The sequence below is a fragment of the Niabella hirudinis genome (genome assembly GCF_051201075.1).
Lineage (GTDB): Bacteria > Bacteroidota > Bacteroidia > Chitinophagales > Chitinophagaceae > Niabella > Niabella hirudinis.
Window position 1 is genome coordinate 313,615 of record NZ_JBPEHJ010000005.1, and the last position, 15,570, is coordinate 329,184.

Genomic DNA, 15,570 nt, shown 5'->3' on the forward strand with positions numbered 1-15,570 from the left:
ATGAACGTATTTGAAGTTCGCGGAGGCAACCGTTTAAAAGGGGAAATTCATCCGCAGGGTGCAAAAAATGAGGCGTTGCAAATTATTTGTGCAGTATTGCTGACCCCGGAAGAGGTGACGATCAAAAATATCCCGGACATCCTGGATGTAAACCTGCTGATCGAGCTGCTGGCGGAGATGAATGTGGAAGTGAACCGGGTTGACCGCAGCACCTGCATCTTCCGGGCAAAAGACGTAAACATCGATTACCTCCACAGTGATGCCTTCCGTAAAAAAAGCGGCAAGCTGCGCGGCTCCGTGATGCTGGCGGGGGCCATGCTGGCACGCTATAAAAAAGCCTTTATTCCCAAGCCGGGGGGCGATCAGATCGGGCGCCGCAGACTGGACACCCATGTGATCGGGTTTGAAAAGTTCGGCATCGATATCAATCATAACGAAGCAGATGGGTTTTTCCATTTATCGGCCAAAGAGCTGAAAGGAACCTATATGCTGCTGGATGAGCCTTCCGTAACGGGTACTGCCAACCTGGTAATGGCCGCTACTATGGCTACCGGTACTACCACCATTTACAATGCCGCCTGTGAGCCTTACCTGCAGCAGCTTTGCAAAATGCTCAACCGCATGGGAGCAAAGATCAGCGGCATCGGCAGCAACCTGCTCACCATTGAAGGGGTGCACTATCTTTCCGGTACCACACATACCATTCTTCCGGATATGATCGAGGTTGGTTCCTTCATCGGCCTGGCGGCCATGACCCAAAGCGATATCCTGATCAAAAACGTAAGCGTTCCCGACCTGGGCGTAATACCCAACCGCTTTGAACAACTGGGCATCAACCTGGAAATAAAAGGCGATGATATCCATATTCCCACACAGGAAAGCTATACCATACAAAAGTATTTTGACGGCGGGGTGCTCACTATTTATGATCACCCCTGGCCGGGCTTTACTCCCGACCTGCTCAGCATTGTGCTCGTAACCGCCATACAAGCCCACGGCAGTGTGCTCATTCATCAAAAAATGTTCGAAAGCCGTTTGTTTTTTGTAGATAAACTCATCGATATGGGGGCACAGATCACTCTTTGTGATCCGCACCGTGCCGTGGTGATCGGCCTTGGCCGCGAACGGAAGTTGCGGGGCATTACCATGAGCAGCCCGGATATACGCGCGGGGGTGGCTTTGCTGATCGCCGCCTTAAGCGCCGAAGGACAAAGCACCATTCAGAATATTGAGCAGATCGACCGGGGATACCAGCAGATTGACACCCGGTTACAGGCCCTGGGCGCAGATATTCGCAGAGCGCAGAAATAACCGAGAGCCTGTTTATTTCAAAAGAGACGGCAAAATTTCATAAAAAATATTTTCCGGAAGCCGAACGTAATCAATATTGCCCGGGCAGTACCGATAATCTTTCCGCGATAAAATAATTTAACCCGGCTATTTCCCGGGTTGCCGCCAACTCATTACTTTTACATCCTACTTCATTACATTTTATGGCACCGATAGGCGTTTTTGATTCCGGTTATGGAGGTTTAACAGTTCTGAGGGAATTGGTGAAGCGATTGCCCCAATATGACTATTTATACCTGGGCGACAATGGCCGGGCGCCCTATGGTAACCGTTCCTTTGAAACCGTATACGAATACACGCTTCAATGCGTGGAATGGTTCTTTCAGCAGGGCTGTGCCCTGGTAATCCTTGCCTGCAATACGGCTTCAGCAAAGGCATTACGTACCATTCAGCAAAATGACCTTCCTGAAATTGCGCCGGACAGAAGAGTTTTGGGAGTGATCCGCCCGACCACCGAGGTTATTGGCAGCTATTCTGAAAACGGGGAGATTGGCATCCTGGCAACCCGGGGCACCGTGCTTTCCGAATCCTATCCAATAGAGATCCGCAAATTTTTTCCGGAGGCCACCGTATACCAGGAAGCTTGCCCGATGTGGGTGCCCATCGTGGAGAACAACGAGATCAATACCCACGGCGCCGACTTCTTTATCAAAAAGAACCTGCACGCGTTGCTTCAGAAAGGTCCAAAAATTGATACGGTATTGCTTGCCTGCACCCATTACCCATTGCTAAAAGACAAGATAAAGGAACATTTGCCGATTGATGTAAAACTGATCTCCCAGGGAGAATTGGTTGCAAACAGTCTTGCCGATTACCTGCTGCGGCACCCTGAAATAGAACAGCGCTGCAGCAAGAACGGCCAACGGCAATTTTTCACTACAGATTCTACCGAGGACTTTGATAGCCATGGCAGCCTGTTCTTTGGCGCCCCGGTTAAAAGCCGGTATCTGGAGCTGTGATAGCAGTGTTTTGCAGTAGTTAACGCAATTAGGCCCGTTATAAGATAACATACTTCTGCCGGGGAGTTGAAGATAGTAACCATTGCTCCAACCAGCATTTAATGCGTTTAACCGGCGGGGGAACACATATTTCTGTAAAAAACCAAAAACTTTTCCCTACCTTCGCCGTCCTTTCACAAACCAACGGGAGTGGTGTCCTGTGGTTGAAACTTGAAAACCAGCATGTTCTCCCATGCGCATTCAAAAAAAAGTGAAAATTTAAGATATTATGAAACGTACATTTCAACCTCATCGTCGTCGTCGTAAAACCGTACATGGTTTTCGCAAGCGTATGCAAACCGCTAACGGCCGTAAAGTACTGGCAAGCCGCCGTGCAAAAGGACGCAAAAAACTGACGGTTTCTGACGAAAGGAAACTGAAATAAGCTTCCCCTTATTTCTGAAAAAATTGGTAGCTCCGGTAACGGGGCTATTTTTTTGCATCGCTGATCCCTGTATTTTTGTGTTTTATTGAACGTGCAGCAAACAAAAACAAATACTTTTCCACGCCGGCAACGCCTCAAAAGCCGTAAAAAGCTGCAGGAGGTTTTCAGTTCCGGAAACCGCATCTATTCGGGTACCATAAAGTTGCTGTACCTTGCTGAAGCCGCAGACAAACCGGAGATGCTGTGCGGCGTAGGCACCAGCAGCCGGTACTTTAAAAAAGCGGTAGACCGAAACCGCATTAAGCGCCTGTTGCGCGAAGCCTACCGGCTGCAGCAGCAACCTCTTAAAATAAAAACCGGTCCAACCAATACCCGGCTGCTTTTGTTCTTTTTGTACACGGGCAAAGAACTTCCCGTATATGCCGATATTTATAAACAAATAGCAAAAGCATTGCAGAAGCTGGCAAAAAGCATTACATGAACCGGGTACTAAAAATACTAAGCCTGCCATTTATCCTGCTGATACGGTTTTACCAGCTGGTCATTTCGCCCTGGATGGGCCCCAAATGCCGGTACACCCCCACCTGCAGCCATTATGCGCTGGAGGCTTTTAAAAAATACGGCCCCATTAAAGGGTTCTGGCTTTCTATAAAACGCATTTCCCGCTGCCATCCCTGGGGAGGAAGTGGGTATGACCCGGTACCGTAGGGCCCTCCGGGCCCGTTTCAGGTTTAATGTTCAAAGTTTTGAAAACCCCTGAAACTTGAGACATAAGACGCACAACTTGAGACCTGAATACTGAACCGGAAACTTGAAACAGAAACTTTGAACTTTAAACCTTGAACCTGAAACTTCAAACCTGAAACAAAAAAATGATTACCGGACTGGGACTGGATGTAATTGAAACCGAACGCGTAGCAGAAAAAATCCAAAAGGAGCAGGGCTTCCGGGAACTGGTATTTTCTCCGGAGGAGATCGGCTATTGTGAGCCCAAGGCACATAAATACGAACACTATGCTGCCCGCTTTGCGGCAAAAGAAGCGTTTTTTAAAGCGCTGGGCACGGGGTGGACCGGTGGTACCGCCTTTAATGAGATCCTGATTCTTGGCGATGAAAACGGAAAGCCGGTTATCTCCCTGAAAGGGCAAACAGCCGAAACCCTCCAACACATCAACCTGAAAAAAGTGCAACTCTCCCTTAGCCATTTAAAGACGATTGCCGCCGCCGTGGTAATTATTGAGCAATAAGCCGCTCAACTATTTGTTGTACCTTTAATAGAGAATTACAAACTAACTGCACTTTGAAAAAGGTACTTCCCTTTTTGTTCCTAATGCTGCCCGCGCTGACAGCGGGTGCTCAAACCAGGGGAATTGTGCCCATTATCAACGCCTGGAAAACCACGGATCTCAGCCAAACCGGGAAATGCAGGGAGCTCGTTCGTTATTTTTTTGAACATGCGATCACTCCGGGGCAAAAACAATCCTATTACAAGGAAATAGCCTTGTTAAAGCAATATGTGCGGGACCACCCCGATCCACGGTTAAAGGTGCGCTTAATGATCTACGAGTTTCATATAAGGCTTGATTCCAGCTTTAAGCGTGATTTTTTTGATGAAGCCATCAACCTGGCTTATCCATTGAAGGACGATCAGTTAAATGCAGAACTGTACCTGCTGCGGGGAAGTCATCCCCTTTCCCCGGATACCCGGCTGTTTTATAACCTCAAGGGCATCGAATTGCAGCAAAAAATTGGTATCCGGTATTTTCCCTATGGGTATGTTCCCTATTATGAAGTAAGCCGTTGCCTCTACGACCTGGGCGACTACAGGAAAGCCATTGACTATGGCAGGCAATTCATGGCCATTTATCATGCAACGGGGAGCCAGTTACTTCCGGACCATTATGTTTTTCAATGCGATATCCTTGGAGCCTCCTTTAAAAACCTGAACCAGTTTGATAGTGCCAGAGCCTACTATAAGCGGATCCTCCAGATGCCCCGTCCTAAAATGACCAACCTGGATAGTACCTTATGGAGCGGCATTGCGAAGGGGAGTATCGGGCAAACCTATACACAGGAGGGAAAATATACCCTGGCGCTGCCGCTGTTAATGAATTACCTGCAAGCGGCTCATCAGCTGAACGACCGTTTGAATATAGCCATGGCCCAGAACGCCTTTGCGAACTATTATCTACGGCAGGGCCAGTACAATAAGGCATTGCGGGCCGCCAGGCTGGCCTATGACACGGCTTCCAAATACACCCTGCTTCCCCAATTAAGGGATGCGGCACAATACATCAGCCTTATTGATCGCCATAGCAATCATATCCATGAAGCTTTTTATTATTATGATCTTTACCACTCATACAAAGATGCCATCCGGGAACAGAATAAAAAAGGCGCATTTTCTGTAATACAGGCGCAGCTGGCATTTGACAAACTGCAGCACTCACTAGCCATTTCGCAATCGGTAGCCCTACAACAGCGGCAAAAACAACAGCTTATTTTAATAAGTATCAGCCTGCTTCTCGTTATTACAGGGTTGCTGTACAATAGAAAAAGACTCAAAGACCGGGCAAAACTGGAAAAAATAGCAGCCGACTACCAAAATGCCCAGGCGGAAATAGATCAGGCAAGAGAGCGCATCCGGTTTTTTACCAGGCTTATTGTGGAAAAAAACAACCTCATCCAGGGCATGGAAGCCCAAAACAGGTGGCAAACACCACCCGCGGAATTACAAATCCAACTGCTCTGCAATGCCATCATCACCGAAACCGAATGGGAAAAATTCCGCGAAGAATTCACCAAAGCTTTCCCCCATTTTTTCTTACGGATGCATCAGAACGCCCCCAATATTACCCCGGCTATGGAACGGCTGGCCGCCCTTATCTTTTTAGGGCTCAATAATTACCAGATCGCCAATACCCTGGGCATTAGTAAAGACAGTGTAACCCGCAGCAAACACCGGCTACGCCACCTTCTTTATCTATCGCATGAAAAAACACTGGAAGAGTACTTGTTTGATTTATAAGTAGTTATATTATTGTCCGGTTTTTGTCTGGTTGTTTTTTTGTAAATCGCCCTCTTTTTAAAGCAACTTTAGGTAACAGAACAATTAAGCTGCTATCACCAATACGTTGCTTCAGACATTTCCCGTTCGTTTGTTTCTGTAAAAAATTAACTGATTATCCATTCGTTTAAAAAAAAATAAAATGAAACTCCTTATTATCATTGTGGCAACGGCTTTAAGCGCTCATGCTTTTGCCGGCAAACCCACCCCTGTTATCAATGCAAAAGTGCTGAGTACCTTCAGCGTCATTTTTAAGGATGTGGGTTCGGTTTCCTGGATAGAGGAATCCGACTGTCTTATAGCGGTCTTCAAAAAAGATCATATCCTGTACCGGGCGATGTTAGACAAAACAAACGGCAGTCTTTTGCAAACCATCCGTTATTACGGGGAGAACAATTTGCCGCCCACCTTACTATTTGACTTAAGAAAGAAAATTGGGAAAAAAGAAATTTTCGGCGTAACAGAGGTAATGACGCCCCTGGCAACCAATTATATCATTGTGGTAAACGATGCAAAAAGTATGTACAAAATAAACGTTGACGCCAATGGCAATATTATTTCACAAAAAAAGTTCAAAAGAGGCGATGCCTCATAACCTTTTTCTCATGTAATATCACCGGTGTTGTTTTTACTTCTGGCCGGGTTTTATAACTTCCTTTTCTTATCAGCAGGTTTTTTATCAGCAGGGCTCTTTCAAATCCGTTATATTTACAGCACCAACTTTTTTTCGGTGAAATGGATTTTGTTTCTTTGGAGCCTTCTACACACTACTGCCTCTATATCCCAGGATGCGGAAATAATGCCCTATATAGACGCCTGGAAGGTGGCCGACACAACACAAAGCTACCGCTCACAGGTATTTTTTGACTCATTGCGCATCCACAAAGACGAACCGGCTTACCGGACAAAATACCTTGGTCATATTGCCCAATTACAACGCTATATAAAAGCACATCCTGACCGGCGGCTGCAGGTGCGCCTGCTGATGTTTGAGATCATGGCCGCAAGGGAATATAACTATGAAAACAGGTACTACCCCGTTATTGATGAGGCAATAAAGAGGGCTTATCCCCTGCAGGACGAACAGCTCAATGCCGAGCTGTACAGCATCCGGGCCGATATTCCGCCATCTTTGGAGACGCATATTCTTTATAACCTGAAAGCGCTTGAGATCCAGCGCCGGGTCGGCTTTCAGTATTTTCCCTATACGCAGAACCGCTTTTTTGGCGTAAGTTCCGCGCTGTATAGCCAGGGCGACTATCAGCGGGCGCTGAACTATGGCAAACAATGTATTGATATATGGAATATTGACACCCTTCACCGCGATGTCCGGGTGTTTATTTTCCAATGCGACATCATGGGCGCCGCCTATAACAAACTTCATAAATACGATAGCGCACGCTGGTATTATAACCGCATATTGCTTGCGCTAAACCAGGAACCGGTTCCCTATATGAAGCATTTGTGGGAAGGTATTGCCCGGGGCAATATCGGGCAAACGCTTACGGCCGAAGGCCACTATGCAGCAGCGCTTCCCCTGCTGAACGAATACCTGCAAAACAGCCGTGCGGGCTCCGACTCCCTAAACATTACAATGGCGCAAAATGCCCTGGCCCGATGGCACCTGCTGCAAAAGCAATACCCGGCTGCATTATCGGCCGCCCGCCATGCCTTGCAGATTGCCCGCCCCCATAACTGGTATGCCGAAATTATAGACGCCGCGGGCCTGATACGCGACTTTTATAAACAGACCGGCAATATGGATAGTGCCTTTTATTATGAGGAGGTCCGAAACAGGTTTCAGGAGCAGGAACGGGAAAAAAATAAAAAAAGCGCCTTCTCCGTTATTAAGGCTCAAATCGCTTTTGACAACCTGCAGCATTCATTAGTATTGGCACAATCGGTTGCCGGCAGGGAAAAAAGCATCCGGAATGCTCTCTTAACCGGCATCGTGCTACTTACTATTATTGCACTCCTGCTCTATAACCGGAAACGGGCAAAGGAACAATACCGGCTGCGGGAAATGGAATTGCAAAACGCCGCAGCAAGGCGGGATGTGCAGGAAGTCCGCGAAAAAATAACATCCTTTACCCGCAATATCATCGAAAAAAATGACCTCATCCAGTTGCTGCAGCAGCAGCTAAACAGTAAAGATACGGCAACGGCCACATCGGAACAATTGCGCTCCTACCCCTTGCTTACGGAAGACGACTGGGAAAAGTTTCGCGGGCAGTTCTCAAAAGCCTACCCCGCTTTTTTCGGTAACCTGCGCGGACACATGGAAAACCTGACCCCGGCTATGGAACGGCTGGCGGCACTTATATTCCTGAAACTGACCAATTACCAGATTGCCAACACCCTCGGTATCAGCAAAGACAGTGTTGCCCGCAGCAAACGTCGCCTGCGTACAGGATTAAACCTCGACTCTGATCAACTGCTGGAAGCAAAAATTACTACATTGGATCTCCACGCCTGAGCTGCAAGAATTGTCCGCATTTTGTCCGCACAGAATTCCCGCTGAAACCAGGAATTTTTCTACATTTAACTGCACTTCTCTGTATCATGAAACGCAAAAAACATTTATATGTTACCCTCTTTATCCTTTTGGTGGCGCTCCTCCTGATACTCTCTGTCTGGATTTATTTTGAGCGCAAGATCCACCCGTTTTAGTCAAAACCCGGGGGTCGCAATCAACACAACGCTTCAAAAAAGCCGGCAGCAACCGCTTCCGGCTTTTTTTACCGTACAACGACATACGAACGACTGTAAAATATATACAAAGCTTGTCCACATTTTGTCCGACCGCTGTCCGTGTTTAATCCCGCCGGAATTTTGGAGCGCCTTCCTCAACGCTGCACCTTTATATAAACCAGGCAACCAGCCCGCCTCTAAACAATTCAAATTCACACCGCCCCGGCAGATATGAACGAAAAAACGAAGTAACCAGCTAAAACAACATAATATGTCACAACCCTCTTTACCAAAATGGATCAGCTATCTAAATGGAGCTAAAAAGCTTCTTGAACTTACCATCCCCGGCACACATGACAGCGGTACTTACCCCATAGATTTAGGACCTGCAAAATGTCAGAACCTGTCGCTAACGGAACAATTGAATGCGGGAATTCGCTTCCTCGATATCCGGTTAAAGCCCAGCGGCCACGATGACGACCCCGATGCGCTTATGGTATGGCACGGGCAAAGCGCTACCGGTTTAAACTTCAACGATGATGTTGTGGGCAATTGCAATGCGTTTTTGCAGGCCTATCCGCAGGAAACCATCATCATGTCCATCAAAAACGAAAGTGCCACCTACCCAAGATCGGATGTCTTTTATAAGAAGCTGAACGAAGTAATTGCCGGCTGGGGAATGCTTTTTTACACAGGAACCACCCTTCCGCTGCTTTCACAGGCAAGGGGGCGCATTATACTCATCCGCCGGTTTACGCCGGACAACAATCCTGACATCGGGATCAACCTTTATAATGACTGGCCCAACGGCGAAAAAATTCATCATTGGACAAATGGCAATGGAGTGGCACTATACGTTCAGGACGAATACACCTACTTTACGATCATCGAAAACAAGTTTAATGATTATGTAAAACCCACACTGGAGGCCGCAGCAGGAACGCAATATGAAAATTATTTGTTTTTAAATTTCGCCAGCTGTACCGGTAGGCTCTGGCCCGATGATATTGCAGAAATCGTGAATGCGCAATTGTACCCCTATATCAACGGGCACAATAACAACCGCTACGGCATCATTCCAATGGATTTCCCCGAAACGGAAACGGCGTTGATTTCCGCATTAGTTCAGTGTAATTATCACGATCCCCTGGCGCTTTCTGTGGTAAGGAACACCTCCAACGGAGCCGTTTATCTCAATTTTGACAGCCAGCTGCATCATGTTCCCAACCCGGCTATTGCCGATCACCTTTTCGGAAATGGATGGGACTTTCAAGGCATTCCAAACCTTGATTTTGTGATGGATCCTGCCGCAGAAGGCGCTCCTTTATTAAACGGCAGGATCCTTGCCTTTTCGGGAAAACCGGAGCTGTATTTATGCTATGAAGTAGCCGGTGATCCCAAGCCCGTGCTGCGCCATATTGCCAACCCGGCCACAGCAAACGCTTACGGGCTTTATGGAACGGTTGATCAGGTTCCGGAAGCCACCAAAGACAATTATGACATACTTACTGCAATAATATGGTCATAACAATGTAATTATTTTCAAATCCAACTAAAAACAAAACAATGAAAAATCAATTCAAACTGTTAGCGGCGGCCACATGGCTGATGCTGGTATTGTTGAACGTCTCCTGTAAAAAAGGGGATACCGGCGCAGCCGGCCCATTAGGACCTTCCGGGGCCACCGGCGCTGTTGGGGCCACCGGCGTTGATGGTACAAAAATTTATTATGGCACAGCCGCCCCCCAAACCGGTACAGGCACGGCGGGCGATTTTTTCATCAATACCGCAAACGCCCAGTTATACGGGCCCAAAACAGCAGCGGGCTGGGGCAGCCCCATTAATATGGTGGGGCCAACCGGAGCCGCTGGGGCAACAGGAAACACCGGGGCAACCGGGGCTGCAGGCGCAACGGGCGCCACCGGGGTAACCGGAGCCACAGGTGCAACCGGAGCCACTGGCGCAACGGGCGCCACCGGGGCAACTGGTGCGGTGGGTGCTACAGGTGCCACAGGTACCGCGGGCGCGGCAGGGGCCAACGGTTCAAAAATTTTAAGCGGTTTTGATGTGCCCGGCCCCTCCATTGGCGATAATGGCGATTATTACCTTTTTATTCCCCTTTCTTACTTGTATGGCCCCAAAAAGGATAATGCCTGGCCCTCCTTTATCAATTTAAAAGGTGACGGAGGGTTACGCGGCCCGGTTGGTGCAACGGGAGCTACAGGAGCTACTGGCGCTACAGGAGTTACGGGGGCACAGGGAATACCGGGAACTACTGGCGCTACCGGCGCAACAGGAACAGCCAACGTGATCTATTCCGACTGGACCTTGGCTACTGATTTTTCAGATACAACGTTTGACGCATCCAACTACAGGGCCGCTTATATTATTGCACCAAAAATTACAGCAGACATATTGGCAAAAGGAACCGTTTTAGTATATTATCGAACAGGTTCACTGTATGGTCCGCTTCCCTACACCAGTTACTCTGGTGGAAAAGCCAGTACGATGAGCTTTATCCCCACGTTAGGCAAATTAGTGCTTACCCGGTTTACACATGATAATTCTAATTCGGTAGAGTTCTTCCAGAATATACAATACCGCTATATTATCATTCCCGGAGGCGTTAGCGCAATGGCGGTTAACGGTCAAAAAACAATAAAGCTCAATGGCGTCACCTATACGGAACAGCAGCTAAAATCCATGAGTTTTGACAAGGTACGAAGCCTGTTAATACAGTAGTAAAGTCTCAGCTTTCTTGCAAGAAGCGTGCACCCCGCAGCGGCCGCACCGGAACCAACACCGTTCCTGGCGGCCGCTGTGGTAATTAGCAGGTGTGCCGGTCTTTGTTACTGCCGTATAAATCCTACTTTTGACTTCATGAACGAGTTACCATCCCTATCCTTTCAGCCGGCGGGGCAGATCAAAGCCTACCAGGAAAAAAAGCTGGTTAACCTGGTACAATATCTAAAAGTGAACTCCCCTTTTTATAAACGGTTGTTTCATGAGCATGGGATTAACCCGGACAGGATCCGGCATATTGCCGACCTGGCCCATATTCCACCCACAGAAAAAGAGCACCTGCAAATGCATAACAAGGATTTTGTTTGTGTGGCGCAACACCAGATCGTGGAATATATGGCCACCTCCGGTACGGTGGGCAGCCCGGTAACCATTGCGCTTACAGAAAACGATCTGCAGCGACTGGCTTATAATGAATACAGTTCCTTTGCCTGTGCCGATGGCAGCGCGTCTGATATCTACCAGCTCATGCTTACCCTCGACCGGCAGTTTATGGCCGGCATTGCCTATTACCTGGGCATCCGCAAACTGGGAGCCGGACAGGTTCGGGTAGGTCCCGGCGTACCCTCGCTCCAATGGGAAGTGATGGAGCGGCTGAAACCCAACGCCATCGTGGCGGTACCCTCCTTTATCGTAAAACTCATCCAATACGCCCGCGAAAATAACATCGACCTGAACCGGTCATCTGTAAAAAAAGCGATCTGCATTGGTGAAAACCTGCGAAAAGAAGACCTCAGCCTGAATGTGCTGGGCAGCAAGATCACAGAAAACTGGGACATAAAATTATACTCTACCTATGCATCAACCGAAATGCAGACGGCTTTTACAGAATGTACAGCGGGCAAAGGCGGCCATCAGAACCCCGAACTGGTGATCCTGGAACTCATCGATGACAGCGGCGTCCCCGTGGCGCCCGGCGAAATCGGCGAAGTAACCATTACAACACTGGGGGTGGAAGGCATGCCCCTGCTGCGGTATAAAACCGGTGATCTCTGCCGGGCTTTTCACGAGCCCTGCTCCTGCGGCCGCCATACCACACGCCTTTCGCCTGTTATCGGTCGCAAAAAGCAAATGATCAAATTCAAAGGCACCACCCTGTTTGCACCCGCGCTTTTTGAAATCATCCATAAGATGGACGCCATTAAAGAATATGTGGCCGAAGTATACAGTAACGAGATCGGAACCGATGAAGTACTTTTATATATCCTGCCCGCCAATACTTCTGAAGAAACCGATGGTAAAATAAAAACCTACTTACAGGCCCGGCTACGGGTAATGCCGCATATCAAATACCTGACGCGGGAAGAAATGCTGCAATTGCAATTTCCGGAGGGAGCCCGTAAGCCGGTAAAATTTATCGATAAACGGGGTGTTGGGGTTTAACACGCCCCCCGATAGACAAGAGGATAAAAATGTGAACCGGTTTGCCGTAAAACTCATGAATGCAACCCCCAATTTACCGGGGCGAAGTATCGCTTTACGGGTATCGGCATAAAACTCCCTTAAACCAGCTATAACATTTTATTTTGATACCAGTGATCTTTTTCGTTTTTTTGCGCCTTGTTTAATAAATTTTTTATACAAAAATGATCACAGTAGGGGGACAACGGCTTTCATTGCAGGATTTTAATGCAGTTATAATTGATAGCCAACCTATTACACTTGATAACGCAGCCTTACAACAGGTAAACGCCAGCTTTGAATTTCTGAAACAATTTTCCAGTCATAAGCTGATTTATGGCATCAATACGGGTTTTGGCCCTATGGCGCAATATAAGATCAGCGATGAAAATATCCTGGAACTGCAGTATAACCTGATCCGCAGCCACAGCAGCGGCGGCGGCGGCGTATTACCTCCTTTGCAGGGTAAAGCGGTAATGCTGGCGCGGCTCAACAATTTAATGCAGGGCTATTCCGGTGTAGACCCCAAACTGCCGCAGCTGCTTGCAGATATGATCAACCATAACATCATCCCCTGTATTTACGAACATGGGGGCGTGGGCGCCAGCGGCGACCTGGTACAACTGGCACACCTTGCGCTGGGGATCATTGGTGAGGGTGAAGTATGGTATAAGGAAACGGTACAACCCACAGCCGATGCTTTTAAAAAAACCGGGTTGGAGCCCATGAAAGTGCAAATCCGGGAAGGACTGGCCCTGATCAATGGCACTTCAGCCATGACGGGCGTAGGGCTGCTGAACCTGTTGCAGGCACAGCAGCTGCTCAACTGGTCGGTTATGCTTTCTGCCATGACCAACGAGATAATGGAGGTATACGATGACCATTACTCCCATGAGCTCAACATCGTAAAACATCACACCGGCCAGCAGCATATTGCCCGCCAGATGCGCTCCATCCTGGCAGACAGCAAGCTCATCCGCAGCCGGTCCGAGCATTTATATAACCCGGATAATATCCAGCACGATGTTTTCGAAGATAAAGTGCAGGAATACTATTCGCTCCGCTGCATTACGCAGGTGCTGGGCCCCATTTATGATACGCTGGCACAATCAGAAGCAACCGTGGTAAACGAGCTTAATTCTGTAAACGATAACCCGGTGGTAGACGTGGCCAGCCATAATATCTTCCATGGCGGCAATTTTCATGGCGACTATGTTTCTTTTGAAATGGATAAAATCAAAATCGCCATTACCAAGTTAACCATGCTGAGCGAACGGCAATTGAATTACCTGCTCAACGCACGGTTAAACCAGAAGTTTCCTCCCTTTGTCAATCATGGGGTACTGGGGCTGAACTTTGGCATGCAGGGGATCCAGTTTACGGCTACATCTACAACGGCCGAAAACCAGACCCTCTCCTTCCCAATGTATGTGCACAGCATCCCCAACAATAACGATAACCAGGATATTGTAAGCATGGGTTTTAATGCTGCCCAGATAGCCAAAAAAGTGATCGAAAACGCCTACGAAGTACTGGCCATCCAGGCCATGACGCTGCTGCAGGCAATTGATTACCTCGACCGGCATGATCAGATGGCTTCAAAAACAATATCTGTTTATACATTGCTGCGCAACGTATTTCCCCGGTTCAGCAAGGATTACCCGCTTTATAAAGACCTGGCAAAAGTGCGCGATTTTATGAAAGCGCAGCAGCCTTTTTAATTTGAAGTTTGATGTTATTTGTTTGATGTTGAGAACCTCAAACCCAGACGGGATACGGGATAATGGATGCCGGATTATGGAGCACAAAAACGGATCAAACCCAAACCTCAAACTTCAAACCTCAAACCTGAGATTATGGAACATAAAAACGGATCTAACCTCAAACCTGAAACTTCAAACCTCAAACAAATAATATGAACTGGGCATTAGTAACCGGAGGCTCCCGCGGCATTGGAAGAGCCATTTGCATACAGCTTGCCAAACAAGGCTTCAATATCCTGATCAATTATAAGGGCAACAGGGAAAAGGCCGAAGAAACCCTTGCCGGGGTGGAAAAAGCCGGCGTTAACGGGGCTTTACTGGCCTTTGATGTGGCAGACCGTGAGGCCGTACAACAAACCCTGGGCAGCTGGATGGAAGCCAACCCGGATAAAACAATTGAAGTATTAGTGAACAATGCCGGCATCAAGGATGATGTACTGCTGATGTGGATGAAGGACGAGCAATGGGATGGTGTACTTGATACCAGTCTTGGCGGTTTCTTCAATGTTACCCGGCTGGTGGTAAACAACATGCTGCGCCAGCGTTATGGCCGCATCATCAATGTAGTTTCATTATCAGGGTTAAAAGGACTGGCCGGACAAACCAATTATTCCGCCGCTAAAGGCGGTGTTATTGCCGCTACCAAGGCCCTTGCCCAGGAAGTAGGCAAACGCAATATTACGGTAAACGCCGTGGCCCCGGGCTTTATAAAAACCGATATGACGGAAGATATTGATGAGGGCCAAATGAAACAAATCATTCCCGCCAATCGTTTTGGCACGCCGGAAGAAGTGGCCCATGCCGTAGGCTTTTTTGCCACCCGGGAAGCTGCCTATATAACCGGGCAGGTGCTTTCCATTAACGGGGGATTGTATACCTGACATTCTTCATAAAGCGGGTGCATATCATTTTTTTGCACTCCTTTTTTTAACGCATGGAATACGCAATGCCCGCAACGGCAGCCTACCGTTAAATATCTTAGCGAGCCTTGTGTGGACTTGGCGTTCTCTGCGGTTGAAGCCGGGCTCCAAAAGTAGTTTATAAGAATGGCATCCACCTCATAAGCGGTGGATGCCCTTATGTCAAAATAAAAAGCTACATTACCGTATCTAT

Annotated in this window: 14 protein-coding genes; all 14 read left to right on the forward strand. The window is 47.9% G+C overall.

Going from position 1 to position 15,570, the window contains the following annotated elements; all coding sequences use genetic code 11:
• The 14 genes from murA to flxB all read left to right on the forward strand — a co-directional run bounded on the left by murA (position 1) and on the right by flxB (position 15,338).
• Positions 1-1,311, forward strand: a complete 1,311-nt coding sequence (murA, locus tag GGU45_RS12190) for a UDP-N-acetylglucosamine 1-carboxyvinyltransferase (RefSeq protein WP_435225071.1) — start codon at positions 1-3, stop codon at positions 1,309-1,311.
• Positions 1,312-1,493: 182 nt separating this feature from the next.
• Positions 1,494-2,309 carry a glutamate racemase gene (gene murI / locus GGU45_RS12195; RefSeq protein ID WP_435225073.1) on the forward strand — a complete coding sequence of 272 codons (816 nt, stop codon included), beginning with the start codon at positions 1,494-1,496 and terminating at the stop codon, positions 2,307-2,309.
• A 268-nt stretch (positions 2,310-2,577) separates the two neighbouring features.
• Positions 2,578-2,733: a 50S ribosomal protein L34 gene (rpmH, locus tag GGU45_RS12200; protein WP_026309617.1), complete on the forward strand. Its 156-nt coding sequence runs from the start codon at positions 2,578-2,580 to the stop codon at positions 2,731-2,733.
• A 91-nt stretch (positions 2,734-2,824) separates the two neighbouring features.
• The gene (gene rnpA / locus GGU45_RS12205; protein WP_435225075.1) at positions 2,825-3,214 is read left to right on the forward strand and encodes a ribonuclease P protein component; all 390 of its coding nucleotides are present in this window, start codon (positions 2,825-2,827) and stop codon (positions 3,212-3,214) included.
• Positions 3,211-3,441 carry a membrane protein insertion efficiency factor YidD gene (gene yidD / locus GGU45_RS12210; RefSeq protein ID WP_435225077.1) on the forward strand — a complete coding sequence of 77 codons (231 nt, stop codon included), beginning with the start codon at positions 3,211-3,213 and terminating at the stop codon, positions 3,439-3,441. The genes rnpA and yidD overlap by 4 nt, the downstream gene beginning before the upstream one ends.
• A gap of 164 nt (positions 3,442-3,605) precedes the next feature.
• On the forward strand, positions 3,606-3,980 hold the full coding sequence (gene acpS, locus GGU45_RS12215; protein WP_435225079.1) for a holo-ACP synthase: 375 nt from the start codon (positions 3,606-3,608) through the stop codon (positions 3,978-3,980).
• Between the two features lie 53 nt (positions 3,981-4,033).
• Positions 4,034-5,761: a tetratricopeptide repeat protein gene (locus GGU45_RS12220; protein ID WP_435225081.1), complete on the forward strand. Its 1,728-nt coding sequence runs from the start codon at positions 4,034-4,036 to the stop codon at positions 5,759-5,761.
• Between the two features lie 181 nt (positions 5,762-5,942).
• Positions 5,943-6,395, forward strand: a complete 453-nt coding sequence (locus tag GGU45_RS12225; RefSeq protein WP_435225083.1) for a hypothetical protein — start codon at positions 5,943-5,945, stop codon at positions 6,393-6,395.
• Positions 6,396-6,530: 135 nt separating this feature from the next.
• Positions 6,531-8,276, forward strand: a complete 1,746-nt coding sequence (locus tag GGU45_RS12230) for a tetratricopeptide repeat protein (protein ID WP_435225085.1) — start codon at positions 6,531-6,533, stop codon at positions 8,274-8,276.
• Positions 8,277-8,762: 486 nt separating this feature from the next.
• Positions 8,763-10,019 (forward strand): phosphatidylinositol-specific phospholipase C, encoded by a 1,257-nt coding sequence (locus GGU45_RS12235; protein ID WP_435225087.1) that lies wholly within the window; start codon positions 8,763-8,765, stop codon positions 10,017-10,019.
• A 38-nt stretch (positions 10,020-10,057) separates the two neighbouring features.
• Positions 10,058-11,233, forward strand: coding sequence for a hypothetical protein (locus GGU45_RS12240; RefSeq protein WP_435225089.1), 1,176 nt, complete (start codon positions 10,058-10,060; stop codon positions 11,231-11,233).
• Positions 11,234-11,371: 138 nt separating this feature from the next.
• Positions 11,372-12,676 carry a flexirubin biosynthesis putative acyl-CoA ligase FlxY gene (gene flxY / locus GGU45_RS12245; RefSeq protein WP_435225090.1) on the forward strand — a complete coding sequence of 435 codons (1,305 nt, stop codon included), beginning with the start codon at positions 11,372-11,374 and terminating at the stop codon, positions 12,674-12,676.
• Between the two features lie 203 nt (positions 12,677-12,879).
• On the forward strand, positions 12,880-14,415 hold the full coding sequence (flxA, locus tag GGU45_RS12250; RefSeq protein WP_435225092.1) for a flexirubin biosynthesis tyrosine ammonia-lyase FlxA: 1,536 nt from the start codon (positions 12,880-12,882) through the stop codon (positions 14,413-14,415).
• Between the two features lie 194 nt (positions 14,416-14,609).
• Positions 14,610-15,338 carry a flexirubin biosynthesis SDR family reductase FlxB gene (flxB, locus tag GGU45_RS12255; RefSeq protein WP_435225094.1) on the forward strand — a complete coding sequence of 243 codons (729 nt, stop codon included), beginning with the start codon at positions 14,610-14,612 and terminating at the stop codon, positions 15,336-15,338.
• Positions 15,339-15,570 lie beyond the last annotated feature (232 nt).

Excerpts from the sequence above, each read along its gene's own strand:
- murA (WP_435225071.1), top strand. The coding sequence starts at position 1 with ATGAACGTATTTGAAGTTCGCGGAGGCAACCGTTTAAAAGGGGAAATT.
- murI (WP_435225073.1), top strand. The coding sequence starts at position 1,494 with ATGGCACCGATAGGCGTTTTTGATTCCGGTTATGGAGGTTTAACAGTT.
- rpmH (WP_026309617.1), top strand. The coding sequence starts at position 2,578 with ATGAAACGTACATTTCAACCTCATCGTCGTCGTCGTAAAACCGTACAT.
- yidD (WP_435225077.1), top strand. The coding sequence starts at position 3,211 with ATGAACCGGGTACTAAAAATACTAAGCCTGCCATTTATCCTGCTGATA.
- acpS (WP_435225079.1), top strand. The coding sequence starts at position 3,606 with ATGATTACCGGACTGGGACTGGATGTAATTGAAACCGAACGCGTAGCA.
- GGU45_RS12225 (WP_435225083.1), top strand. The coding sequence starts at position 5,943 with ATGAAACTCCTTATTATCATTGTGGCAACGGCTTTAAGCGCTCATGCT.
- GGU45_RS12235 (WP_435225087.1), top strand. The coding sequence starts at position 8,763 with ATGTCACAACCCTCTTTACCAAAATGGATCAGCTATCTAAATGGAGCT.
- GGU45_RS12240 (WP_435225089.1), top strand. The coding sequence starts at position 10,058 with ATGAAAAATCAATTCAAACTGTTAGCGGCGGCCACATGGCTGATGCTG.
- flxY (WP_435225090.1), top strand. The coding sequence starts at position 11,372 with ATGAACGAGTTACCATCCCTATCCTTTCAGCCGGCGGGGCAGATCAAA.
- flxA (WP_435225092.1), top strand. The coding sequence starts at position 12,880 with ATGATCACAGTAGGGGGACAACGGCTTTCATTGCAGGATTTTAATGCA.
- flxB (WP_435225094.1), top strand. The coding sequence starts at position 14,610 with ATGAACTGGGCATTAGTAACCGGAGGCTCCCGCGGCATTGGAAGAGCC.